Here is a 24,652-nt window from a genome sequence, read left to right on the forward strand (position 1 = left end):
ATTATATCCCTAAATTGCCAATTACTTTAGCCATACTATTTCGTCCGGAACCCTGCGGCGCCGAATAAGTCCAGGGTACCGGTGGTCCATTCTTCCTTGGCGTCCAATACCAGGCGCTCCACATCCTGCCATGTGTCGGCGCGGGGGCCCGGGAGAAGGCGGTTGGTAGAATTGCTGAAAACGATGGTATGGCAGCCCTGTTCCCGCAGGCGGGTAACGTTGTCCGGGGAATCGTCGATGTAGACGTGGGCGCCCACGGCGCCTTTGTCCGCCATGAAACAGATGTCCCAGTAGGGGATGTCGTAGGAATCGAGCCAGTCCACGGTTTGGGTAATCGAAGTCTTGTGGAAATACTTGAGGAAGAGCCGGTGGGTGATGATACGGATCCGGATGCCGTGCATGGAGAGCTTCCGTAATACCGCCGGGGCGTCCTTGATAGGGGGCATGTCCCGGAAGAGGTTGCGCTGGGTTACGGCGAAACGGTGAAGCTTATCGTAGCCGCCGAATTCAGCGATGCCCCACTGGTCCAGGCCGTAGTCTACTTCTTCCGCCAGGGCATCCAGGGGCTTGTCGAGCCATTCAGAGGCGATACGACGCATGGCGCCGTAGAAATCGCCTACCACACCGTCAAGATCAACACCGATAATAAAACTACTTTCGTCCATGCTATCAGAAAACCTCTTACATTACCTTGGACAGGAGTATCACCATGCTGCGGCTCTGCAGAAAATATTCATCCTGATCCGGCAGGAGCCGTTCCTGACCCGGGCTCAGAAAATCGTCCGGGCTGGGAAGGCTGGTATCCACCGCGAGGTACCATTTTTTCCCCGCCATGGGTTCGCAGACCTTAAACTTAACCTGCTTGGCCCCGGAATTGAACATGATAAAGAAATCATTGTCGTCCCGGTCCGCCAGAATATCCGCCCGGCTGCCGTCCATACGCAGCGCCAGGCAGGGATCGGTTTTTTCCCAATCCAGCTCAGCGCCCTTTTCGTCAAACCACGAGATATCCGGAATGGCGTTGTAGTTGCCGTCCCGGCCGGTGTAGAATTCCGGGCGCATAAAACCGTGGTGCCGCAGGCGGAAGGCTATCATCTCCTTTACAAAACGGAAGATGCCGCTGTTCTTTTCCATTAAGGTCCAGTCGTACCAGGAGATTTCGTTATCCTGACAATAGGCGTTGTTGTTGCCCCCCTGGGTCCGGGCAAATTCATCGCCCCCTAAAAGCATGGGGGTCCCTATGGAGATCATCAGGGTGGTCACAAAATTTTTAAGCTGCCGTTCCCGAATATTTTCTATGTTCGGATCCCGGCTTGGTCCCTCGGCGCCGTAGTTATAACTGGAATTATTGTCCCCCCCGTCCCGGTTTTCCTCGCCGTTTTCGTCATTGTGCTTACCGTTGTAGGACACCAGATCCCGCAGGGTGAAGCCGTCGTGGCTGGTGAGGAAGTTTATCGAATGGAAGGGCTTCCTCCCATCCCGGAGGTACAGGTCGGAGCTGCCGGAAAGCCGGGTGGCCAGGTGACGCACATGATGGGGGTCCCCCCGCCAGTAACGGCGTACCTCGTCCCGGTAGCGGTCGTTCCATTCTGCCCAGCGGCCGCCGGGGAACCAGCCTACCTGGTACGCGCCGCCGGCATCCCAGGCTTCGGCGATGATCTTGGTGGCGCTCAGCACGGGCTCCTCGGCGATACGCTCCAGCAGGGGGGGGTTCTCCATAAGCTGGCCATTCTGGTCCCGGCCCAGGATGGAACCCAGGTCGAAACGGAAGCCGTCCACGTGCATCTCCGTAACCCAGTACTGGAGGCAGCTGATAATAAAGGTACGCACCACCGGATGGTTACAGTTTACCGTATTACCGCAGCCGGAATAGTTTTTGTAATACCGTTTGTTTGCATCCAGCATATAGTAGAGGGTGTTGTCCAGGCCGCGGAAGGAATAGCTGGGCCCCCACTCGTTACCCTCGGCGGTATGGTTGAACACGATATCCAGGATCACCTCGATACCCGCCTTGTGGAGTTCCCTAACCATTTCTTTAAACTCCCGAACCTGGCCTCCGGGGCTTTTATCCCAGGCGTAGGAACCCTTGGGGGCAAAAAAAGCGACGGTGGAATAACCCCAGTAATTCACCAGGGTTTTACCGGTCCGTGGGTTCTTCCGGGAAAGTTCCCCCTCGTAAAATTCCTGGATGGGGAGAAATTCCAGGCTGGTTATTCCCAGTTCCTTGAAGAAGGGTATCTTCTCAATGACCCCCCGGTAGGTTCCCGGATGCTTAACCCCGGAATTGGGGTGAGCCGTCAGGCCCCGGACATGGGTTTCGTAGAGGACACTGAACCGCAGGGGGTAGTTAAGGGGAATATCACCCTGCCAGTCAAAGCTATTGTCAACAACAATACACCGGGGCTTGGTACGAATATCATCGGTGTAAGAGAAAGACAGGTCATTGGAAACTCCATCGGCGTTGTAGGCCACCGAGGCAGTCATATCCCAGTTGGAAAGATCGGTTAGGGCCTTGGCATAGGGGTCCAGCAGGGTCTTATTGGCATTGAAGCGGAACCCCTTTTCCGGGATATAGGGGCCGTCCACCCGGTACAGATACTGGGTAAGCGCCCCAAGCCCCCGGATATGGCAGTGCCAGATGTCCCCGGTCTTGTTCTTACGTTTATCCAGGGATATCTCTTCATAGGCGCTGTCCGGGGCATCGGACTCAAAGAGGATCAGGGTTACCGCCGTGGCGTTCCGGGAAAAGATAGAAAAATTCACCCCGGTTTCGGTCAGCTCCGCGCCCAAGGGAAGGGCCTTACCTATTTCCACGCTCCTATGTCCAAATGCCATTGTTTAGGTATATCACAGTTGCCCATTTCGGAATAGCTCAACAAACTGAAAAGGATCGATATTCCGCGCCCCGAGGAGATCCTTATAATCCAGGGGCATACCCAGATCCCAGAAGGGCGCCCCCAGGCTTTCGAGGTATTTTGCGGTAAGAACCAACTGAACCATCCCGGCGTTATCCTCATCGTAATAGCCGGAATAGCTGGTGTACACCTTTCCTGCGAGGATGCCGAATTCGCCCGCCTTGAGGATGCCGTCCCGGTATACTCCGAAGGAAATGGGCCGTACCGGAAGATCCGGATCGGCGTGGATTTGCCCTATGGCCCGGCGCAGGGGCGCGGTAAGCCATGCGTCATCGTGGACCTCCACACAGCGTTCCATGATGAAACCAAAGTCCGAATCCGGTCCCGGAGACAGGGCAAACAGGGACCGCATGTCCCGCAGTTCCGATGCGGGAACCCCGTCCACCCGCAGTTCATACCGGGACAGAAATGGGCGGATGGATTTTTTTACGTGCAGCTCCGGAAAAAGCAATACTGAGCGTTCCAGGTGAAGCTTGGGGAGCAGGATGTACTGCGCCGGACTCTGGTCTGACGGACCTTGGTCCGACGGACCAGAGTCCGACGGACCAGAGTCCGACGGATCCTCCTCCAGGAATGTGGACATGACTAAAAAGCCCGCCTTCATAAGCCGGGCAACAAAGGGGGGATCGAATTCCAGGGCCAGACAGAATTCCTCGTCATAGTCCACCGCCAGCATGGCGTCGACAATAGCATGGGGATCGTCCTGGGAAAGTATCATGATATGCCCCGAGGAAGTATATCGGAGAAACCGCGGTGTCATGGCAACACTATCCTACACCGGCCTTTCATTTGTAATCAACAACCCCCTATAATAACGGGGATTAATAAGGGGGCAGCATGAACAAAGGGACCGAGCTTATACACAACGGACACGAAACGGATCCGCTTACCGGAGCGCTGGGGGTAACGATATACCAAACATCTACCTTCCTCCGGAAAGATATATCCAAGGGGCCGGGTAGTCAGGAGTTTGATTATAGCCGGGGTGGGCACCCGACCCGGCAGGCGTTGGAGGAGATTATCGCAACCCTGGAGGGGGGCGCTAAGGGTTATGCGTTCGGAAGCGGCATGGCGGCGATTTCGTCGGTCCTGGGGCTACTTTCGGCGGGGGATCATGTGATAGCCGCCGAAGAGGTCTATGGGGGGAGCATCTTCATCCTCAACAACTTCTACAAACGGATGGGCATCGAAACGACCCTGGTGGATTCCGGGAACCCGGCGAATATCCGCGCCGCGATTCGGCCCAACACCAGGGCGCTCTACCTGGAAACCCCCTCAAATCCTTTGCTCAAAATCACGGACCTTGCGGCCTGTCTGGCTATTGCCCGGGAGGCGGGGCTCCTCTCCATTGTGGATAATACCTTTATGACCCCCTACCTCCAACAGCCTATAAAGCTGGGCGCGGATATCGTGGTCCATTCGGCAACCAAATTCCTGGGAGGCCACAGTGACGTGGTTCTCGGGCTGGCGGTAACCCGTACGGAGGAGCTGGGGGAAAAGCTCCATGTGGTGCAGAACAGTTTCGGCGCCATACCGGGGCCCTGGGATGAGTGGCTGGTGATACGGGGGATCAAGACCCTCAAGGTGCGGCTAGAAACCCAGCAGTCCTCGGCACAACAGATTGCGGAATGGCTTTTGACCCATAAAAATGTAAGTAATGTATATTACCCCGGCCTTTCGGGGCATCCTGGCCGGGAGATCCACCAAGGGCAGGCATCCGGCCCCGGGGCCATGCTCTCCTTCAAAACTAAAACTGTGGAGCAGGCGCTCCGGTTTTACGAAAAGGTACAGCTTGCGGCGGCGGCCCCGAGCCTGGGCGGCGTGGAGACCATCGCCTCCCGCCCGGTAACCATGAGCAATATCGCAACTTCGGCGGCCGACCGGGAGCGGCTTGGCATTACCGACACCCTGATCCGCCTTGCCATAGGGCTTGAGGGCGCGGAGGACCTTATCGCCGACTTTGACCAGGCTTTAGCGTGAGGGAAGGGAACCAATGCCCAAAAACCCTAGCCTTTCCGTTGATTTTTGAATAACTGGACTATGGCGTATATCATTTTACGGTCCTTCCCGTCTAATGTCTTAAAATCCTGTACTAGGGTTTGAATTTCAGGGTCTAAAGATGACTTTTTAGGGGAATTTTCTTCTCCGGTAACCAAATATTCCACAGAAACTCCTAGAGCATGAGCTATTTTGACCGCAATATCGGCAGATGGGATATGTCCTCGTAGATTTAGATAATTATCCAAGGTATGTTTGCTTATTCCGGACAAGGCAGCAAGCTCTTTAACCAGTATTTCCTGATACGCCAATTCGGATTTAAGATTCTCTTTAAACCCCATAACTGAAGAATAAATCTAAATAGCATAATAGAAACTTGACATTACGCAAATTAGCATTATTATTATAAATTTATGCTATTTAGCATAATAATTGACAATCAAATATGCAAAAAAGCATAAAGGGGGGCTCTTAATTGAAATTGAAGAACAATTGGTATTTGGTCCCGGTGGTTTGCTGTCTTGCTCTAACCGTCCTTTCCGGGTGTGGAAATTCTTTTGGCGGCGATACCAACCAGGAAAACCCTGAAGTCCCCCAAGGAGGCTCCGCTGGGGTGTTGACGGATTTCAAGTTCAACCTGAGCGGCGCCAAAGCTATAGCAGCGCTGGACGCAGACAGCTCCGCCAGTTTCAACGCCCGGGCCGCCACAATATCCGGTCAAGATGTATTGGTAAAGATCAATGAGAATGCTGAACTGGCCCAGATAATCGATCTTTCCGCATATGGGATTACCCAGCTGCCTAATGTGCAGTTTATCGCCCGGTCACCGGGCTCCTCGGCAACGAAGGACCTGTATATATATTTTGCGAGTGACCTGATAAACTATACCGGTACTGGGAATCAAACCAATAGGGTTAACCTGGGTAAGTTGTTCCATGTTAAAGAAAACGGTTCCTGTGTAGCTATTCTCAGTATTAACGAAAACAATACCTGGTCTAACTTATACACAAACTCGAATAATGACCCGGTGATCTTTGACAACCATGGCAATATGTTTTTCATAATGAGTGAGAGTTCAAATAGCGGCAATACCAATACTATCTACAAATACAATCCTGCAACTTCCGTCTCCACCCCTCTTACTGCACCGAGAAGCGGTATTAGTTATGAAAAGATTGCTGTTTCCTCCGATGGGTCCATGATTATTGCCAAGGCGAGCATATGGAATAATACTACCTATTCCTATTACCTGCGGGTTATTCCGGTTAATAACCCCGATGGGTATGAAAATATTGCGTACTCCTCCAGTGCCGGCGGCGGCGGTGCATGGATCACTTCCTTTGTGATGAGTAATGATTCAAAAACCCTCATTTTTTCCGGAAGCTATAGCAAGTTGAATGAAAATAATACCAATGAACAAGTAAACGGTTTATTCAAGGTAAGTTTGGAAAATCTGCGGAATATACCGACTCCGACCCCTTTGCTTTGGACAGATTTAAGTTATGGTTCTTCTTCCATTATATCTCAAAGAAGCCAATATGTGTGGAATTCGACGTACCTTAACGCCGAGGGTAAACCGGATTACAATAAGATTATGCAGTTTTTTTACAATTATGCCCTGTCTCCTAACATTGAATTCCGGTACAATGGGAAAACTGATACCGAGGCCCTGGCTTCCCTGAAAAAATCGGATTGGGAGACCTTGTATAGCAAAAGCATAAAGAATGTGTTGGTCCAGTATTGGTACCGGAAAGGGACGAATACCCTGGTAACCTTCAACGAGGGGATCTATAACTTTGATGCGTTAGCTGAATATGATCCTGGTGACGGCCTATATAAATGGAAGGCTACGTACTTTAAAAGCGGGCAGCCGGATTCTGCCGAAATTATGAAGTACATCTATACAGCTGCTAATTCGAATGATATTGAATTTCGGTTTAATGATAAAACCGATGAAGAAGCCCTGAAGGCTTTAACAAGTTCGGATCTTCAAACTTTTCTTGGTAACTACAGTAATATGCAGAATTTTATTAACACCTATTGTTACATGAAAGGAACCGACACCAAGGTTGACCATAACCCTAAGGATAGTTTTGCCCCTATGAGCGGATTGATAAGCACAGCCATTAGCTTTGGGTGGATTCCCGATTATTTAGACGCCGATGAAAATCCCGACTATGATAAAATAATGGAATATTTCTATTCCTCTATTGCTAATTCAGAAAATATTGAATTCCGGTATAACGGAAAAACCGATAAGGAAGCCCTGCTTACTCTGACACAGGAGGATTTTAAAAATTTTAGCAGTCAGCAATCCTCTACGAAGCGTTTTATCGACTACTGTTTCCGAAAAGGAACCAATATTGCGGTGAGTAGCTATAATTCTCCTATGTTTAGTGGTTTTTCAAGTATGAGCAGTTTGACTATTTTTGCAGACGGCAGTTTGTGGGGAATTTCTAGCGCCCCTGGCTCCAGTATCTTCTGCCAATTGCTGGACAGTAACGGAAACCGGGATTATTATGTTCCCGAACCTTTTATTAAAAACAAGGGGGACATTCTCAATGTACTGCTAGCGGATGATTATTTTTATTACGGCATGGAACTATACAATGCCAGCGGCATGAAATCAGGGAATCAGAAAATATACCGCTTTAGTATTAACAATCCTTCGGAGGTGACGGACCTCTTCAGCTATATTGATCGGAACCCTGATCGCATTGAACTGGACACCTACACACTTGCCGGCGAGTATCTCTACTTCAGCGGAGCCCAGGGTACAAAGATACTCAGCGGCAAAATCAATGTTAACAGCGGCACCTACGAAGAACTGGGATTCGGCGGCAGGAAGATCACCACGATCATGTCCTATTAGACCTTACAAGGCAATCAAGCCCGTCATTTCCGGCGGGCCTTTTATTTTTACTTTCAATACGGGCCCAGCAAAAAATCCGCCAAATGCAGCCGTCTGATACCTGCAATATTATCAGACCACCGTTCATCCAGGGACACCACATATTTTGGGTAATTATCCTGTATACCCTTGAAGGCGCCGAATTCCCGGTCTATAGTTTCTTTGTTGTCCCCCAGCAAATATACGGCCTGTACATAGATTTTTTCGGCGCCCCGGATCCCGATAAAATCAATTTCACGGTTATCCAGCTTTCCTACATATACATCATACCCACGCCTTTCCAGCTCGGTAAAAATAATACTTTCAAGGATACCTGAGATACGATTAAAATTATGATCCAGGGCGGCATAGATTAGGGAAATATCCCCGGGGTAATATTTTTCCCGGAAAGCAAGGTGCCCCCTGCCCCGTATATCATACACCGGGGCTTTTTTAATGATGAAGGCGCTTTCCAGGGCATGGATGTAATTATAGACGGTCTCGACATCAGCCTTGCGGTTCTCATGCTTCATATAGGCGGTAATAGTTCTGGCGGAAAAAAGATTTCCGGTATTATCAAGCAAGAAACGGATAATTCGTTCAAGCAAATCAATGTTCCTGATATGATGCCGTTGAATGGTATCCCGCAGTAATACTGAGGCGTAAATATCCTTGATAATGCTTTCGACGCTTGCATCATCATATTCAGCAATATGGAGCGCCGGAAAACCTCCAAGTTTAATATAATCCCAAACCGCTTTGGGGGGATCTTTTTCTCCGTCACCAAACTGTGCTTTGAATTGAAGATATTCCCTGAATGAAAGGGTTCTGATCGGTATTTCCACATATCGCCCGGCAAGAAGGGTAGCCAATTCGGACGACAAAAGCCGGGAATTAGAACCGGTAATATAGATATCAACCGGCTTTGATGCAAAGAGGGAATTGACCACCCGTTCCCATCCGCTTAGATTTTGTATTTCATCAAGGAAAATATAGTAGGTTTTATCATCTTTGATACGGTCTATTATGGCAGTATGCAGGGCTTCGGCATTGGGAAAGCCGTCACCCTCTATAACTTCCAGATTAAAGTAGATGATGTGCCCGGGGCCAACGGAGATAGACAACTCCTCCTTTAACAGGGCCAAAATCGAAGATTTGCCACTACGCCGTATACCGGTAAGTACCTTAATAAAGGGCTTTCCGATAAGTCCCTGGAGCTGTTCAAGGTACAATTCCCGTCTAATCATATCTACTATCCTGAATTCAGTGTATTCAAGATACACCGAATAGTCAAGGATTGTCCGGTTATATCCATACACTTTTGCGGAAAATACACAAAGTATCCGGATATAACCATACACTTTTAGGAAAATAAACAGCCTTATACGGTTACAATCCCTTTACAGTTTTCCGGCGGTATCGTAGATGATGCGGTAAATCTCCGGTATCTGCTCTTTCTCCAGGGCGGCGAAGGCTACCCGGAGTATGCCGGGACCCAGGGCTATGGCGCCGATGCCGTGGTCCGCCAGGAGCTTTTTCCGCAGGACTTCGGCGTCCAGGCCATTGCAGCGGAAGCTCATGAAGTAGCCGGAGTTGAAGGGCATGGGGCTGAGTTTGGGGTGGGCGGGGTTTCCCGAGATAAAGGCCCGTACCGCCCGGTAACGATCCCGGAGCAGCTCGTAATTGGCCTTTTTTTCGGCCCCGGTCCGGGGGTCCGAGAGGACCTTGAGGATCAGGTATTGGGCCGGGGTGTTGGCGCAGGATACGGAGGAACGGATTTCCCCCATGAGTTTTTTGCCCAGCGCTTCCTGGTGTTCCGGCTTGAGACCCGGGGAACCGAAGGTGAGGAAAGCTACCCGCAGGCCCCAGACGTAGTCTTCCTTGGTGGGGCCGTCGATTTTTACGGCCAGGACCTTTTCATGGAGGGAGGCCAGCCGGCCGAAAAGGGACTCGCGGCAAATATCATCCTCATAAAAAAGGCCGAAATAGGCGTCGTCGCAGATTACTAAGACATCGGCACCCCCCTGGGCGGTTTCCCGGATAATGTCTACCAGGGCATCCGCTTCCGCCTTGGTTGGGGAGTAGCCCGCGGGGTTGTTGGGGAAGTTGAAGATGATCCGCACCGAACCGGTCTTGGCTTCCTCCCGGATGGCTGCGCCGATGGCGGCAAGATCCAGCCCGGAACCGGTTCCGAAGAAGGGTACGCCCCGGAGCTTGGCGCACCGGCGTTCCGTAAAAATCAGGCTATAGTTATCCCAGCAGGGGTCGCTGGCTATGATGGTACTGGTTTTATCAAGAAAAAGATCCGCCACGTAGGAGATCCCCGCGGTGATCCCCGGGACTGCGGCAGGGAGGGTGACCTCATCGGGCTTCATTGAGGGGTTTTTTTTGACCATAGAATCCTTCCAGGCCCTGCGAACCTCCTCAACCCCTGCGGTGGGGGCATAGGTGACCGTTTCTTTTGCCGTAAGGGTGGGCATACTATCGCTTATGGCGGATAGAATTAGGGGCTGTCCCTTGTGAAAGGCCATGCCTATGGTGGCGTTTCTTACCGGGGCCAGCTGTTTCGCCTCATTTGACTGGGCAATGATTCCCCGGGGGAAAAAAAGGCGGCGACCAAGGGAAGACAGAAGGCGGCCTGTGGCGGAACCGTCCAAAACGGTGTTGAGTTCGACTGCAAGTGGATTCATAGGGCTAAAGTATCTATGGGAAAGGGGGTGTGCGTCAATATATCACCGCTTCGTCAATATGGGGGATGAGGGCTCTGCCGGGGAAACGACGACTTTTCCGCCCTTAATTCCCGGGCTGCCTGGCGCCGTTTTTCCCTACGCTCTGTTGACAGCCCTCCCTGAATCGGCAATCCTATACCATAGCTGGTCAAACAGACCCCAAAAAGCCATTACTGATTCAAAAGGAGAAAGCCCCATGAAAAACGCTCTTGGCAAAATGAAGGGTACTACAGTATTGTTTATCCCCCCCGGTAACGCCGGGCGCGTTAGCCCCCGTTCAATCCTGCTTATCCTGCTGGGCGCCCTGGTCTTAAGCGGCTGTTCCCTCAACAATGACAATGACACTGAAGACGACCCGCCGTATGTCGCGCCAATTGACGCCGCAACGCCGGTAATTGGCACCCAGCCTGCTGCGGCAAGTATTTACAATTGGGGCAATCCGGTAACTCCTCTCTCGGTACGGGCGGGGAAAACCGATGCCGGGACCCTTTCGTATCAGTGGTATAGCAACGCCACGGAAAGTACCGCCGGGGCAACCCCTATCACAGGCAATGGAAATGGCAATACCTATACGCCCCCTACACCGGCAGCCTCTCCCAATAATGTAGACACCTTTTACTATGTGGTTGTTACCAACACCAATACCAGCGCCACCGGGGCGCAAACAGCTTCGGCACAGAGCAGCTTTGCTAAAGTTACCTTTACCAATACCCCCGTTACCCATGCTGCACCGCCTACCATTACCGCCCAGCCTGTTGGAGATGAAACCTACGCCCCAGGCGATGCTGCGACTCCCCTCACCGTTACGGCGGCGACAAACGACAGCGGGACCCTTTTGTATCAGTGGTTTAGCAACACGGCAAACAACACTTCTGAAGGAAACCCCGTCGGCACAAACGCTGCAAGCTTCACCCCTCCGACCACTAACTCGGGCACCCTTTATTATTATGTAGTGGTTATAAATACCAACACAGCCGTAAACGGAAACCAAACCGCCTCGGTAACGAGCAGCACCGTGGCGATTACGGTGAACCCCAAGACCATTACCATTACCGACATACCCGCCGAGGCTGCGGGCACGTATTATCTGGTATACCTGAGAGTCTCGGGATCGGATGTCCCCGTCGCCGCCAGTACCGGCGGTCCCATAGGCGCAGGCGTGACATCCCTTACGGGAACCATGAAAACCATTACGCTCAGCGGAAATACCTTTACCCTTGGGGACGACTGGACCGGGAGCGGTTCCTATCACATCGGCCTTATCGGCGCAAGTAAGCCTATCGTCAGCGCCAACCAGAATTTTTTGTTCAGGGTAGAACTTCCCGTGACCAGTTTAAATAGCAATAAGACCGTGTCCTACAACGACTTTGCCGAAAGTGATGACGATGATGAGGAACTCCGACCCTGGAACTCCTGTCACCTGAGAATTAACAACCTACCTGCGTATGCTGAGGGCATGTATTATGTGGCATATCTGATAGACCCGGAGAAAGGCGTCCCCGTTGCCGGTTACAAGGGCGGACCCATAAGCGCCGGTACCGATGGCGGACTGCCATTGCTGGTTGAAACCCTGAAAACCCTTTCCAGGAACTGGGATGACTTTACATTTGGCGATAACTGGGGCGAGAGAGGGGGGTCCTATACCATCGGCATCATTTTTGATTATGGGGAGATAGGCAGCTTCGACAAGACGGATTGGGGAGCGTCCTCCAGCGGGCTGATCAGTTGGTCTACTACGGACTACAATTCCGTGGACTACAGCAGCTTTACCGAAGACCGTGTCACCCCCGCTCCCATAACTGCAGCCATTGCGGGCAAAACCGGATCGGGAACCGCAGCGGACCCCTACGTGGTAACGGTAGCCGGGATGCCGCTTCCCGTTGCTCTGGGGGCCATCTACTCCGGCATCATCACCGACATACCTACCGGGTTCATCAGCCTTAATCTGGATTCTTGTACCGGTACGAGTGTCGGCTACACAAACCGTATAACGGACGCGGAAAAAGCCCGCTTTGTCTCCATTACCCTGCCCGCCACGGTAAGCGTTATTACTGATGGTTTCAAAGATGCCGATTGGTATAGTGGCGCTTTTTCCAGTTTTACCGGTCTTAAAAGCATTAACGCCCCCGGGGTAATCACGGTGGGTGACCATGCATTCTCCGGCCTCACCAGCCTTGAAACGGTAAGCCTTCCGACGGCAAGCGCCTTCGGCGACTATACATTCATCCGGTGTACCAGCCTTAAAACAGTGAGCCTCCCGGCGGCAACCACCTTCGAGGATTTAACATTCTACGGCTGCACCAGCCTTAAAACAGTGAGCCTCCCGGCGGCAACCACCTTCGGGGAAGAGACATTCAGGCTGCACCAGCCTTACCACAGTGAGCCTCCCGGCGGCAACTACCTTCGGCGACTATACATTCGAGGGCTGCAGTAAACTGGTCACGGTGAACCTCCCGGCAGCAACTACCTTCGGCCACAGGACCTTCGAGTACTGCGACAGCCTTACCACGGTGAACCTCCCCGCGGCAACTACCTTTGGTAGCTATACCTTCAGCCTCTGCACCAGCCTTGAAACGGTGAACCTCCCGGTGGCAACCACCTTCGGCGACAAGACATTCGAGAGCTGCTACAGCCGCCTTAAAACGGTGAGCCTCCCGGCGGCAACCACCTTCGGGGAAGAGACATTCAGGAGCTGCACCAGCCTTACCACAGTGAGCCTCCCGGTGGCAAGCGCCTTCGGCGACAGGACATTCGAGAGCTGCACTAGACTTGAAACGATAACCCTGGGAGCTACTCCGCCCACTATCGGAACCCAAACTTTGGTTTTCACATACGCAGCGGTTCCCACTCTCACCATAAAGGTCCCCGGCGGGAGTGTCGGCGCCTATACCGCCTGGAAGACTGATAATGCAAATCGCCTTGCTACTCCAACTGGTAAAACGGTAACGATAGAAGCGCTGTAGCCATCCGGGGGAAAAGGTGACAATCACCTTTTCCCCCTAACTGGGATTGTTGGGGGAAGGAGCCGTACCTTTTCATGGAATATAATTCAAGGGATTATCTGCCGGGAACCTTCCGGCATTTCCGGGGGTATGATTATATGCGGATGTAATTCATTATCCAGTATAGAATTAACTATTTCCCCAGGTCTGCTCGATTTCTTCGATGGCCTTCAAAATATCCGCAGCGGGAGCGCGCTTCCCCAGCAGGGCCCTAAAGGATTCCTGCTGGCAGAAGAAATTGATCCGCGAAAGGGTGTGGAGGTGCATCTTTGCGGAAGCGGAAACGATGAGCATAACCGTATGCACCGGCTTGCCGTCCAGGGCTTCCCAGTTCAGCCCCTGCTCCGTATACGCAAGGGTCACAAACTGCTCGGCGGGATCCGTAATAAGGGGATTCCGGGGATGGGGCAGGGCAATACCGCTTCCCACGGCGGTTGTCATCAGGGCTTCCCGTTCCAGTACCGCATTCAGCAGGACCGTCCTGTCCACCGATGGGGGAAGATAGATCCCCCCTATCAGGCTGGTCAGCAGTTCCTGTGGGCTGGTTCCGGGAATGATATGAAATCCCCCTCCCCGTTTGATAAGTTCGATTAAACCGGGCTCTATTGCATTGTCCATCATTGTTCCCCTATTAATACCGATGCTAAATTACGGTTACAGGCATCCAAATCAAAGGTCTCGGGATTAAAATCCTGACCGAGTTCACGGAGCGCCAATTCCCGTTCCGCATCGGCCCCCCGTTCCAGGGCAGTGATATACCGCCTGAACCGCATGGGGCCATCAATAAACTCAGGCGGCGCGGCCGAGGCTCCTGCCACACAGCGGATACTTGGCTGCCCCTCCGGTTCGTGCCGGGAAAGGACCAGAATCTTCACCGTCCACTTTGATCCGTATTCATACAAAAAGGAATTCCCCCCCCTAAGGTCGAGTTCTCCCAGTATCGAATCAAGTTCCAGCCGCCCCGAACCGCCCCGGTCCGGGGAATTCTGTTCCTCCAGGGCAAAATGGTATGCATATTCACCCTTCCAGCCCAAAAGGATCTGGATTATCCCGTGGAGTTCCCGTAAGCGGCAGCTTTCCGGCAGGGTAAGGCGGCGCCAGACATCGGTACCCCCCAGGCTCACCTGCAGGATCCGCCATTCAAGGCCCTCACTTTTGACCCGCTTCACCACCGAAAGGTTGTTTTGCCGAAAGCTGTCCAGGGCATCATCTATCAATTCCTTGATATCCTCATAGGTCTCAATCATGCTATCCAGAGAATTATCCAGAGCATCCAGCTCATCTTCCTCGGGCGGCGTATCCGTATTCAGGTCGTCGAGAACTCCCTCGGCATGGTCCTTAATCTGGGAGAGGATGATGAAGGTATGTTTGGGCAGCCAGGAAGTGTTAATATCCCCTTTATGGAGCCGGGCCGCCAGGTCAATCACCGCTGTATGCAGCTCCGCCATACGCTGACGGATGGGACCCATGGAGGAATCCTTAAAAGGAGAATAGATGGGTTCAAACTCCGCCATCAATTCGGTAACAAAGTTCGTAAGATATTCCCGGTCCTTCTCCGCCATCACCACCGCAGGGGGAACGATCCGCTTCATCAGAGACGATATATCCTTGTCCCGCCGGAAAAGGGCATCGCAGACATAGGCCTGTATCACATATTCCGATACGGGCGCCCCGCTTCGGCTCAAAATCTCCTCAACCGGGGATTGGGTATTGGGTTCCTCCAGTTCATCCTTATCGGGAATCTCCTTTCCCGCAAACCAGAACCGGGTTTCCATGCCGTAGGGGGTGGTTTCGATACGATCCGTTTGTTCGTAGAGAAAATCCTCCAGAGAATAGGCGGGCACATCCCGCATCCGTTTCCCGCCGTACCAGTAGGCGTAGGCAATCTGTTCTTCCGTACGGCTGCCGGGCCCCAGGGCCTTAAAGGAACCCTCAAAGCCCCCTTCGGCAGCTTCCTGCCAGGCATAGAGATCCACCTTAGACCACTCATCCCGCCCTACCCGTTCCAGATCAAAACAGCCTTCTTTCCAGTCCCGGGTACGAACCACAAAGCGGTCCCCGGGAACAAAGGCCAGTTCCCGGTAGAGGTTCCGCATATCCAGGGTCTGGATGGAAACTTCCGGCGGGTCCTCGTAGGGATCGCTGTTAAAGGCGCTTTCATTATTCGGATTATCCTTAGCCACATACTCGGGGGCATATTCCTCCCCAAAAATCGTGTAATAGGGGTAAAATTCCTCCGGCGGCCCCTCGATGGAGGAAAAGGGGATCTGATTCCCCTTATAAAAAAACCGATATTCCTGGGGATAGAGCATGGGATTGGCAAAAGGCACGCAACGATGCCCGGGAATGAGTATCCCGTTCAGCAGTTCCGGCCTGGTGGGGCTGATAACAAAGCGCAGGGGCTCAAAACAGCCCCGTCTGGACACCCATCTCCCGGGTTCCAAGCGAAAAGCAATGTTCTGAGAGTCGATAAAGGCGGTAATTTCCTCCGCCAAACGGTTATTCCGGGAAAAGTCCAGAAGCCGGATAAAGCTCATCACATCTTCAAGGGTAAAGGGATCCCGGTTGTTCTCGAGAAATTCGTAGAGCGCATCTTCCTGGTTCTCAGTCATGTATTACTTATACTATGGACCGGAAGGGGGGTATTTTGCAAGGCGGCCCTGCCGTCCTGCAAAATACCCCCTTCCTGCCCGGAACTATTCTTCCGTCTCTTCCGCTTCCGGCGAAAAGTCTTCCTCTTCCGCCGGCTCGGCGACCTTTTCCAGCTTCCGCTGTTCCAGGATCTCCTGCATCTGCACGTCCAGGTCCTGCTGGTCCTCGCCGAAAAGCTTCACCGCCCGGTAACGCTTCATGCCGGTACCTGCCGGTATGGGGTGGCCGATGATGATGTTTTCCTTGAGGCCCCGGAGGTAGTCCGTGGACCCGGCGATGGCAGCGTTGGTGAGTACCCGGGTAGTTTCCTGGAAACTCGCCGCGGACAGGAAGGAATCGATGTTAAGGGACGCCTTGGTAATGCCCTGGAACATGGGCCGGGCTACCGCGGGCTGACCGCCTTCGGCAATGACCCGTCCGTTTTCCTCGTGGAACCGGTACTTGTCAACCATCTGTCCGTAGATGAACTTGGTGTCCCCCACGGCGACGATCTCTACCTTCCGCATCATCTGCCGGACGATAACGCCGATATGCTTGTCGTTGATGGACACGCCCTGGAGGCGGTAGACCTGCTGGATCTCGTCCATCAGGTACCGCTGGAGGGTGGCCTCGCCCAGTATATGCAGAACATCGTGGGGGTTAACCGCCCCTACGCAGAGGGCTTCCCCAGCTTCCACGGTATCCCCGTCCCGGATCTGCAAGCGCTTGGCCATGGGAATGAGGTGCTTATACTCCTTCCCAAAGTCGTCCTGGATGGTTACCACCCGCTTACCCTTGACGATACCCTTGAAGAATACGATCCCCCCAACCTGGGCAAGAACCGCGGGGCTCTTGGGCTTGCGGGCTTCGAAAAGCTCGCTGACCCTCGGCAGACCGGAGGTGATGTCCATGGCCTTGGCGCTTTCCTTCAAGGTCTTGGCTATGATACGCCCGGCCTTGATCTTGGTCCGTTCAGCGGGCCGTCCTTCGGTATTATCCGGAGGTACCAGCCACTCATCAACCTGGATATAGGCGCCTCCGGGGAGGAAGTAGGATGCAACTTCGGCGCCCTCTTCATCGGTGATGAAGATCCTGGGCTGCTTGCTTTCCAACTGATATTCGGTGATCCGTTTTTCCGTATTTCCGGTTTCCTCATCCAACTCTTCCTTGAGGGTAGTGCCGGGGAGTATATCCTCGTAGTTCACATACCCGGAAGCTTCCGCGATGATGGGGTCCGAGAAGGGGTCGAAGGTGGCGATGGTCTTTTCAGCATCCACAACCTCGCCTTTTTTTACCAGGAAATCGGAACCGTTACGGATTTCGATCTTCTGATCCTGACCGATAAGGTACAGGCTTCGTCCCCCTCCGGGCGCCTCCTGGATCAGGGCAAAGGCAATTTCCGGGGAGAGGATTTCTTTCCCACCCCGTTTGATGATAGGTTCATCCCGGATGATCTTCTTACCGCTTTCCACCAGGGGTTCATCCTTGGCTTCCAGTTTATATTCCTTCATCACCTTGTTGACCACCGCATGACCCCGGCGGGTAAAGAGCCAGCGGCCGTTTTCAAGCTCCACATGGGTCCCCACAACTTCCTTGAGATACACCGGGTACTTGAGGAAGGTCCGATTTTCCTCGCTCACCTTGGTGGCGGCCCCGCCGATATGGAAGGTCCGCATGGTAAGCTGGGTTCCGGGCTGACCGATGGACTGAGCGGCAATGGTTCCCACCGCTTCCCCGATATCCACCGACCGGTTAGTCGCCAGGTTCCGCCCGTAACAACGGCGGCAGACCCCGTGCTTGGCCTCGCAGGTAAGAACCGTCCTGATACGTACGGTCTCAACCCCGGCCTTCTCGATATCCTCAGCAATACTTTCGGTAATTTCCTCATTCACATCGACGATGAGCTCTCCGGTGATGGGGTGCTTCACCCGTTCCAGGGTGTAGCGGCCCACGATGCGGTCGCTCAGGGGCTCCACAATATCCTCGCCGTCCTTGATAGCAGAATAACTGATACCGTTGATGGTACCGCAGTCATCCTCGTTAACCACCACATCCTGGGCTATATCCACGAGCCGTCTCGTAAGGTACCCCGCCTCAGCGGTTTTAAGGGCCGTATCGGCAAGTCCCTTCCGGGCGCCGTTGGTGGATATAAAGAATTCGATAACCGACAGTCCCTCTTTAAAGTTGGACCGTATAGGCAGTTCGATAATATCACCGGAGGGCTTGGCCATAAGGCCCCGCATACCCGCGAGCTGGCGGATCTGGTTACGGCTTCCCCGGGCGCCGGAGTTGGCCATCATATACACTGAGTTGAACCCGTCCCGGTCCGCTTCCAGGGTCTTCATCATGATGTTGGTTAGATCTTCGTTCGTCTTGGACCAGACTTCAACGACCCGGTTGTACCGCTCTTCCTGGGTAATGGTCCCCTGGCGCCAGTGCCGCTGGATTTCATCGACCGCCTTATTAGCCTTGTCGATCATCTCGGGTTTTTCCTTGGGCACCACAATGTCGTCCACACCAATGGTGGCGCCAAAAACCGTGGCGTACTTGTAACCCGTAGCTTTAATAACGTCCAGCATCTTTACGGTGGTCCAGGAACCCTTATCACGGAAAACAATTTCAATAAGGCCCCGGAGTTCCTTGTCCTTGAGTTCGTAGTTAAGGAAGGGAATTTCCGGCGGCATTTCTTCGTTGAATACCAGCCGCCCCGCGGTGGTCTCAATAAGCCCGTCATCACCGGGGATAAATTCCCGGCCCGCCTTATCCCAGATGGGAAACTTAACGGGTTTTACCTTGATAGTCGCTTCCCAGTCCAGGGCCTTCGCTTCCACCGCCATGAGAATTTCCTCGCTGGAGGAATAGCGCCTGCCCTGGCCCTTAGAATTGGGCTTAATCCGGGTAAGGAAGTTAATCCCCAGAACCATATCCTGGGAGGGGAATACGATGGTCTTGCCATTGGCAGGGTTGAGGAGGTTCCGGGCGCTGAGCATCAGGGTCCAGCACTCCATCTGCGCCGCCTGGGTCAGGGGCACGTGGACCGCCATCTGGTCCCCGTCAAAGTCTGCGTTAAAGGCATGACAGACCAGGGGGTGCAGCCTGATAGCCTTGCCCTCAACCAGGACCGGTTCGAAGGCCTGGATACCCAGCCGGTGCAGGGTAGGCGCCCGGTTCAGTAATACCGGGTGTTCCTTCACCACCTCGTCCAGTATGGCGAAGACCTCGGGGGTCTCCTGCTCCACCAGCATCTTGGCCTTCTTGATATTGTAAACAACATCCTTGTCGACCAGTTTTTTCATAATAAAGGGTTTGAAGAGCTCCAGGGCCATCTTAGTCGGGAGCCCGCACTGCCACATCTTAAGATCCGGTCCTACGGTAATAACACTGCGGCCGGAGTAGTCAACCCGCTTGCCCAGCAGGTTCTGCCGGAACCGTCCCTGCTTACCCTTAAGCATATCGCTAATGGACTTGAGGGGCCGGTTGGAGGCGCCCTTGACCACCCGCTTTTTCTTGGAGTTGTCAAACAGGGCGTCCACCGCCTCCTGGAGCATCCGTTTTTCGTTGCGGATGATGATATCCGGGGCGTTCAGCACCTGGAGCCGTTTAAGGCGGTTGTTCCGGTTGATCACCCGGCGGTAGAGGTCGTTAAGATCGCTGGTGGCAAAACGGCCGCCGTCAAGCTGGACCATGGGCCGCAGTTCCGGCGGAATCACGGGGATTACGTCAAGGATCATCCACTCAGGTTTGTTCGTAGAATTGCGGAAGTTCTCCACAATTTCGATGCGCTTCAGAAGCCGCTTGTCGCTCTTAGCGCCCTTATCGATCATCTTTACCCGGAGGTCGATAGCCATCTGATCCAAATTGAGGTTTTCCAACAGGGTCCGCACCGCTTCTGCGCCCATACCAGCGGAAAAGCCCTGACCGTAGCGATCCTGCGCTTCGTAGTATTCCTCTTCCGTAAGGAGCTGCATCTTTTTAAGATCCGTATCGCCGCTGTCTATAACTACGTACTTTTCGTAGTAGAGCACCGACCGCAGAGCAGCCAGGGGAAGATCCAGGAGCAGGCCCATACGGCTGGGCACGGAACGGTAATACCAGATGTGGGACACCGGAGCGGCCAGCTCAATATGGCCCATGCGTTCCCGGCGTACCTTGAAGTGGGTCACCTCAACGCCGCAGCGATCGCAGATAACGCCCTTATAACGGATAGACTTGAACTTGCCGCAGTAACACTCCCACTCCTTGGTGGTCCCGAAGATCCGCTCGCAGAAAAGTCCGTCCTTCTCCGGCCGCAGGGTCCGGTAGTTAATCGTCTCCGGCTTCTTCACTTCACCGTAGGACCAGGCCCGGATCATCTCCGGGCTGGCCAGCTTTATCATAATCGAATCAAAATCCTGTATGTCCCGCATCTTTTACCCCTTAAAAGTTCGAACCGCTTTTGGTTATCAGTTCCTCGTCCCGCTCGGTGAGGGGGATCTGTTTTCCCTTGGCATCGTAGATAGTCATATCCAGCGCCAAGCCCCGCAGTTCCTGTACCAATACGTTGAAAGATTCGGGAATCCCCGCGGTGGTGGAGGGTTCTCCCTTTACAATGGCTTCGTATATCTTAGACCGGCCCGTCATATCGTCGGACTTGATGGTCAAAAGTTCCTGTAAGGTATTGGCCGCGCCGTACGCTTCCAGAGCCCAGACTTCCATTTCCCCAAGACGCTGACCGCCGAACTGGGCCTTGCCGCCTAAGGGCTGCTGGGTTACTAAGGAATAGGGACCGGTGGACCGGGCGTGCATCTTGTCGTCAACCAGGTGGTGGAGCTTGAGGAAGTAGATGATCCCGCAGAATATGGAGTTCACAAAGGTCTCCCCGGTCCGGCCGTCCCGGAGCACGGTCTTACTGGTTACGGGTAGATTCGCTTCCCTGAGCTTTTCCTCGATCTGATCCGTAGAGGGGGACTGGAACACCGGGGCGGAATACCATTCGTCCAGGGTGGAGCCCGCCCAGCCAAGTTCGGTTTCCAAGAGCTGGCCGATATTCATACGGGAAGGAACCCCCAGGGGTGTAAGGCACAGATCCAGTGGCGTACCGTCTTCCATGTAGGGCATATCCTCTTCCGGCAGTATCCGTGCCACAACACCCTTATTACCGTGGCGGCCCGCCATCTTATCACCCTCACGGAGTTTCCGTTTGGTGGCGATCAACACTTTTACTACTTCGTCCACACCGGGGTTAAGGTCGTCCCCTTCGGTGCGTTTTAAGCGCTGGATGTCTATGATGGTCCCCTCGATACCGTGGGGTACCCGGAGGCTGGAATCCCGCACTTCCTTGGCCTTCTCGCCGAATATGGAGTTAAGGAGCTTGAACTCCGGGGTGGTTTCGGTTTCGCTCTTCGGCGTTACCTTTCCTACCAGTATGTCTCCGGAGCGCACCTTGGCGCCCACCCGGATAATGCCTTCGGCGTCCAGGTTATCCAGGCTCTTCTCCGAAGTATTGGGAATATCCCGGGTTATCTTTTCCGGCCCCAGCTTAGTCTCCCGGACTTCGGTGATAAACTCTTTTATATGGATGGAAGTGAACATATCGTCCTTAACCACCCGTTCCGAAATAAGTATGGAGTCTTCGTAGTTGTACCCGTTCCAGGGCATAAAGCCCACCAGGATGTTACGCCCCAGGGCAAGTTCCCCGTTCCGGGTGGCAGGACCGTCGGCAATAACCTGACCGGCCACGATCTTCTCCCCAACCTTGACCACCGGCCGCTGGTTATAGCAGGTGTCCTGGTTTGTCCGCTGGTACTTCACCAACCGGTATTCATCCAGGCCGTCGGCGTTGGTTTCCGGAATCTTGGGGGCGTTCTTCCCGCTTTCATCGGGCTTAATAATAATTTCGTGGGAGGTAACCCGTACCACAGTACCGCTGCGCCGGGACTTGGCTAACACGCCGGAGTCGTAGGCGCACTTTCCTTCCATACCGGTTCCGACCCGCGGCGCCTCGGGGAATACCAGGGGTACCGCCTGACGCTGCATGTTGGAACCCATCAGGGCCCGGTTGGCGTCGTCGTGTTCCAGGAAGGGGATCAGGGAAGCGGAGACCGAGATGATCTGCTTGGGGGATACGTCCATGTACTGGATTTCCCCGGGCGCCCTGGTGGTATAGTCCCCCTGACGGCGGCAGGAAATCTGTTCGTCCGCAAAAGAACCGTTGGTGTTCAGCTTTGCTGAAGCCTGGGCGATGAAGTACCGGTCCTCGTCCATGGCGGAAAGGTATTCTATATTGCCCGTGGCTACCCCATCGGATACTTTCCGGTAGGGTGTTTCCAGGAAGCCGTATTCGTTTACCCGGGTATAGTTGGCCAGGGACACGATAAGACCGATATTCGGACCTTCCGGTGTTTCGATGGGACACATGCGGCCGTAGTGGGTGTAGTGAACATCCCGCACCTCGAAGCCCGCCCGGTCGCGGGAAAGTCCCCCGGGGCCCAAGGCGTTAAGCCGCCGCTTGTGGGTCAGTTCCGCCAGGGGATTTACCTGGTCCATGAACTGGGAAAGCTGGCTGGAACCGTAAAATTCCTTGATGGCCGCAACCACGGGCTTAATGGAAATCAAGTCCTGGGGCTTAATCGTATCGGTCTCTTTCAGGCTCATCCGTTCCTTGGCTATCCGTTCCATGCGGCTAAAGGCGGTCTTCATGGCGTTGGCCATCAGTTCCCCTACGGAGCGCACCCGCCGATTACCCAGGTGGTCGATATCGTCGATGTTTTCATCACCCACATAAACCTGGATGAGGAACTTCATGGTGGCGATAATATCCGGCTTGGTCAGGGTAAAATCTTCCAGCGGAGGCTGGTGGTTAAATTTCTTGTTGAGCTTGTAACGTCCCACCCTGCCCAGGTCGTAACGCCGACTGGTAAAGAACATCCCCTGGAGGTCCTTCTCGGCAGCCTCCACGGTGATCGATTCCCCGGGCATAAGCACGGAGTAGACATTGGAAAGGGCATCTTCCTTGGAAGGTTCATCCCGGGTGGGATCTTCCTTCACAAATTTAATCTCCTCCCGCTCAAAGCAGTTGATCAGCATGGGAGAGTTAAGAGAATCCTTATGTTCAAAATCAATGACCTCCACGGTGGTAACACCGTTGGTCAAAAGTTCGTCGATATTGTGGGGGTGGAGTTTCTCACCCGCCCGGTACAGTTTCCGCGGTCCCTCCCCTTCTACACCATCAACCACCACCGCTTTGGCGAGTATCTTGCCGGAAAAATGCTCCCTGGTTTCCCGGTCATCCTTAACGTCCAGAACTTCGGTTTTGTAGAAGGCCTGAATGACGTCTTCACGGCTTTCATACCCAAGGGCCCGGAGGAATATGGTTCCCAGGATCCTCTTTTTCCGGTCGATCTTGGCGAAGATCAGCTCCCGCTTCTGGTCAATTTCAAACTCCAACCAGGAACCACGGTAGGGAATGATCCGGGAGGAGTAGATTCCCTTCTCGTGGCTAAAAATGACCCCCGGGGAACGGTGGATCTGGGAAACCACCACCCGTTCCGCGCCGTTTATGATGAAGGTACCCCGCTCGCTCATGATGGGGATATCACCCATGTAGATATCCTTCTGACGGATTTCACCGGTCTGCTGAAAAATCAGGTTGATCCGGGCCTTCAGGGGCACCGCGTAGGACAAACCCTTTTGCTTACAGTCCTGTTCAGAAAATTTTATATTATCCTCATCCAGGGTATAGTACTCATATTCCAGGGTCATATCACCGTTGGGACTTTCGATAGGAAAGGTGGTTCTGAACACTTCCTCCAGCCCCTGCAATTCCGGCGCTTCTTTGCCCCGAAGCCGTTCCCGCTGAAGAAATCGTTCATAAGAACAAAGCTGGATATCAATAAGATCCGGAAGATCCATCACATCCTGTATGTCCTTGCCAATGTATGTTCGCTTTGTGATTGCCTTACCCTTTACCATACGTTTACCCCCAAACTACAAAAGGCCCCGGCAAAAAGCCGGAAGCCGCCGGGATGTTTGAGCGGCGTCTTCACGCCGCTCCTCAAACATCCCTTCTAGAGAAATATTACTTTTGACCCAATATCTTACTGAACTTCAACCGTACCGCCGGCGGCAGTGACCTGTTCCTTAATCTTTGCAGCCTCATCCTTGGAAACATTCTCCTTGAGGGGCTTGGGAGCGCCCTCAACAAGATCCTTTGCCTCCTTGAGACCAAGACCGGTAACAGCCCGGACCTCTTTGATGACCGCAATTTTCTTGGTGTCATCATAGGCCTTAAGAATTACATTGAATTCCGTCTGTTCCTCCGCAGCTTCAGCGGGGGCGGCTCCGGCAGCGGCGCCAACAGCGGCGACTGCAACGGGAGCGGCGGCGGAAACACCAAATTTTTCTTCCATGGCTTTAACCAGTTCGGAAACTTCCAGAACTGTCATGGAAGAAATCGCTTCTAAAATCTGATCTGTAGTAAGGGCTGCCATATTATCTTCTCCTAAAATA

At 53.4% G+C, this 24,652-nt stretch carries 15 protein-coding genes; 4 read left to right on the forward strand and 11 right to left on the reverse strand.

The window, feature by feature from the left end:
• Positions 1-35: 35 nt before the first annotated feature.
• From TPRIMZ1_RS0106065 to TPRIMZ1_RS0106075, 3 genes are read right to left on the reverse strand one after another with little or no spacing between them, the layout of a single operon-like run.
• A complete protein-coding gene (locus TPRIMZ1_RS0106065; protein ID WP_010256341.1) occupies positions 36-665 on the reverse strand; it encodes a 5' nucleotidase, NT5C type in 630 nt (209 codons plus the stop codon).
• Between the two features lie 16 nt (positions 666-681).
• Entirely contained in the window at positions 682-2,835 is a 2,154-nt protein-coding gene (gene glgX, locus TPRIMZ1_RS0106070) for a glycogen debranching protein GlgX (protein WP_026043559.1), read from the reverse strand.
• A 12-nt stretch (positions 2,836-2,847) separates the two neighbouring features.
• The gene (locus TPRIMZ1_RS0106075) at positions 2,848-3,633 is read right to left on the reverse strand and encodes a leucyl-tRNA--protein transferase (RefSeq protein WP_010256343.1); all 786 of its coding nucleotides are present in this window, start codon (positions 3,631-3,633) and stop codon (positions 2,848-2,850) included.
• A gap of 119 nt (positions 3,634-3,752) precedes the next feature.
• Between TPRIMZ1_RS0106075 and TPRIMZ1_RS0106080 the strand changes: the two genes are divergently transcribed.
• Positions 3,753-4,895 carry a trans-sulfuration enzyme family protein gene (locus TPRIMZ1_RS0106080; protein WP_010256344.1) on the forward strand — a complete coding sequence of 381 codons (1,143 nt, stop codon included), beginning with the start codon at positions 3,753-3,755 and terminating at the stop codon, positions 4,893-4,895.
• A 26-nt stretch (positions 4,896-4,921) separates the two neighbouring features.
• On the opposite strand, the gene TPRIMZ1_RS0106085 is transcribed toward TPRIMZ1_RS0106080, so the two are convergent.
• The gene (locus TPRIMZ1_RS0106085) at positions 4,922-5,224 is read right to left on the reverse strand and encodes a helix-turn-helix domain-containing protein (protein ID WP_232616751.1); all 303 of its coding nucleotides are present in this window, start codon (positions 5,222-5,224) and stop codon (positions 4,922-4,924) included.
• 170 nt (positions 5,225-5,394) lie between these two features.
• Between TPRIMZ1_RS0106085 and TPRIMZ1_RS0106090 the strand changes: the two genes are divergently transcribed.
• Positions 5,395-7,785 carry a hypothetical protein gene (locus TPRIMZ1_RS0106090; protein ID WP_198429908.1) on the forward strand — a complete coding sequence of 797 codons (2,391 nt, stop codon included), beginning with the start codon at positions 5,395-5,397 and terminating at the stop codon, positions 7,783-7,785.
• Between the two features lie 53 nt (positions 7,786-7,838).
• Here TPRIMZ1_RS0106090 and TPRIMZ1_RS0106095 read toward each other — a convergent pair whose 3' ends face one another.
• Together TPRIMZ1_RS0106095 and TPRIMZ1_RS0106100 are read right to left on the reverse strand one after the other, a co-directional pair.
• The gene (locus tag TPRIMZ1_RS0106095) at positions 7,839-9,050 is read right to left on the reverse strand and encodes an ATP-binding protein (protein WP_026043561.1); all 1,212 of its coding nucleotides are present in this window, start codon (positions 9,048-9,050) and stop codon (positions 7,839-7,841) included.
• A gap of 153 nt (positions 9,051-9,203) precedes the next feature.
• Positions 9,204-10,493: an aminotransferase class I/II-fold pyridoxal phosphate-dependent enzyme gene (locus TPRIMZ1_RS0106100; RefSeq protein ID WP_026043562.1), complete on the reverse strand. Its 1,290-nt coding sequence runs from the start codon at positions 10,491-10,493 to the stop codon at positions 9,204-9,206.
• Between the two features lie 235 nt (positions 10,494-10,728).
• Here TPRIMZ1_RS0106100 and TPRIMZ1_RS0106105 point away from each other — a divergent pair, with 235 nt between their 5' ends.
• Together TPRIMZ1_RS0106105 and TPRIMZ1_RS19695 are read left to right on the forward strand one after the other, a co-directional pair.
• Positions 10,729-12,966 carry a leucine-rich repeat domain-containing protein gene (locus TPRIMZ1_RS0106105; RefSeq protein ID WP_157784184.1) on the forward strand — a complete coding sequence of 746 codons (2,238 nt, stop codon included), beginning with the start codon at positions 10,729-10,731 and terminating at the stop codon, positions 12,964-12,966.
• Entirely contained in the window at positions 12,911-13,495 is a 585-nt protein-coding gene (locus TPRIMZ1_RS19695; RefSeq protein WP_081503626.1) for a leucine-rich repeat domain-containing protein, read from the forward strand. The genes TPRIMZ1_RS0106105 and TPRIMZ1_RS19695 overlap by 56 nt, the downstream gene beginning before the upstream one ends.
• Before the next feature lie 168 nt (positions 13,496-13,663).
• Here the strand turns inward: TPRIMZ1_RS19695 and TPRIMZ1_RS0106115 are convergent, their stop codons facing one another.
• From TPRIMZ1_RS0106115 to rplL, 5 genes are all read right to left on the reverse strand, one after another.
• Positions 13,664-14,155 carry a PTS sugar transporter subunit IIA gene (locus tag TPRIMZ1_RS0106115; protein WP_100217013.1) on the reverse strand — a complete coding sequence of 164 codons (492 nt, stop codon included), beginning with the start codon at positions 14,153-14,155 and terminating at the stop codon, positions 13,664-13,666.
• The gene (locus TPRIMZ1_RS0106120; protein ID WP_010256354.1) at positions 14,152-16,146 is read right to left on the reverse strand and encodes an IS1096 element passenger TnpR family protein; all 1,995 of its coding nucleotides are present in this window, start codon (positions 16,144-16,146) and stop codon (positions 14,152-14,154) included. Before TPRIMZ1_RS0106120 ends, TPRIMZ1_RS0106115 begins: the two co-directional genes overlap by 4 nt.
• An 84-nt stretch (positions 16,147-16,230) precedes the next feature.
• Positions 16,231-20,571, reverse strand: a complete 4,341-nt coding sequence (gene rpoC / locus TPRIMZ1_RS0106125; protein ID WP_010256355.1) for a DNA-directed RNA polymerase subunit beta' — start codon at positions 20,569-20,571, stop codon at positions 16,231-16,233.
• Positions 20,572-20,581: 10 nt separating this feature from the next.
• A complete protein-coding gene (rpoB, locus tag TPRIMZ1_RS0106130; protein ID WP_010256356.1) occupies positions 20,582-24,115 on the reverse strand; it encodes a DNA-directed RNA polymerase subunit beta in 3,534 nt (1,177 codons plus the stop codon).
• Positions 24,116-24,240: 125 nt separating this feature from the next.
• The gene (gene rplL / locus TPRIMZ1_RS0106135; RefSeq protein WP_010256357.1) at positions 24,241-24,633 is read right to left on the reverse strand and encodes a 50S ribosomal protein L7/L12; all 393 of its coding nucleotides are present in this window, start codon (positions 24,631-24,633) and stop codon (positions 24,241-24,243) included.
• Positions 24,634-24,652: the final 19 nt, after the last annotated feature.

The organism is Treponema primitia ZAS-1, from assembly GCF_000297095.1.
Lineage (GTDB): Bacteria > Spirochaetota > Spirochaetia > Treponematales > Breznakiellaceae > Termitinema > Termitinema primitia_A.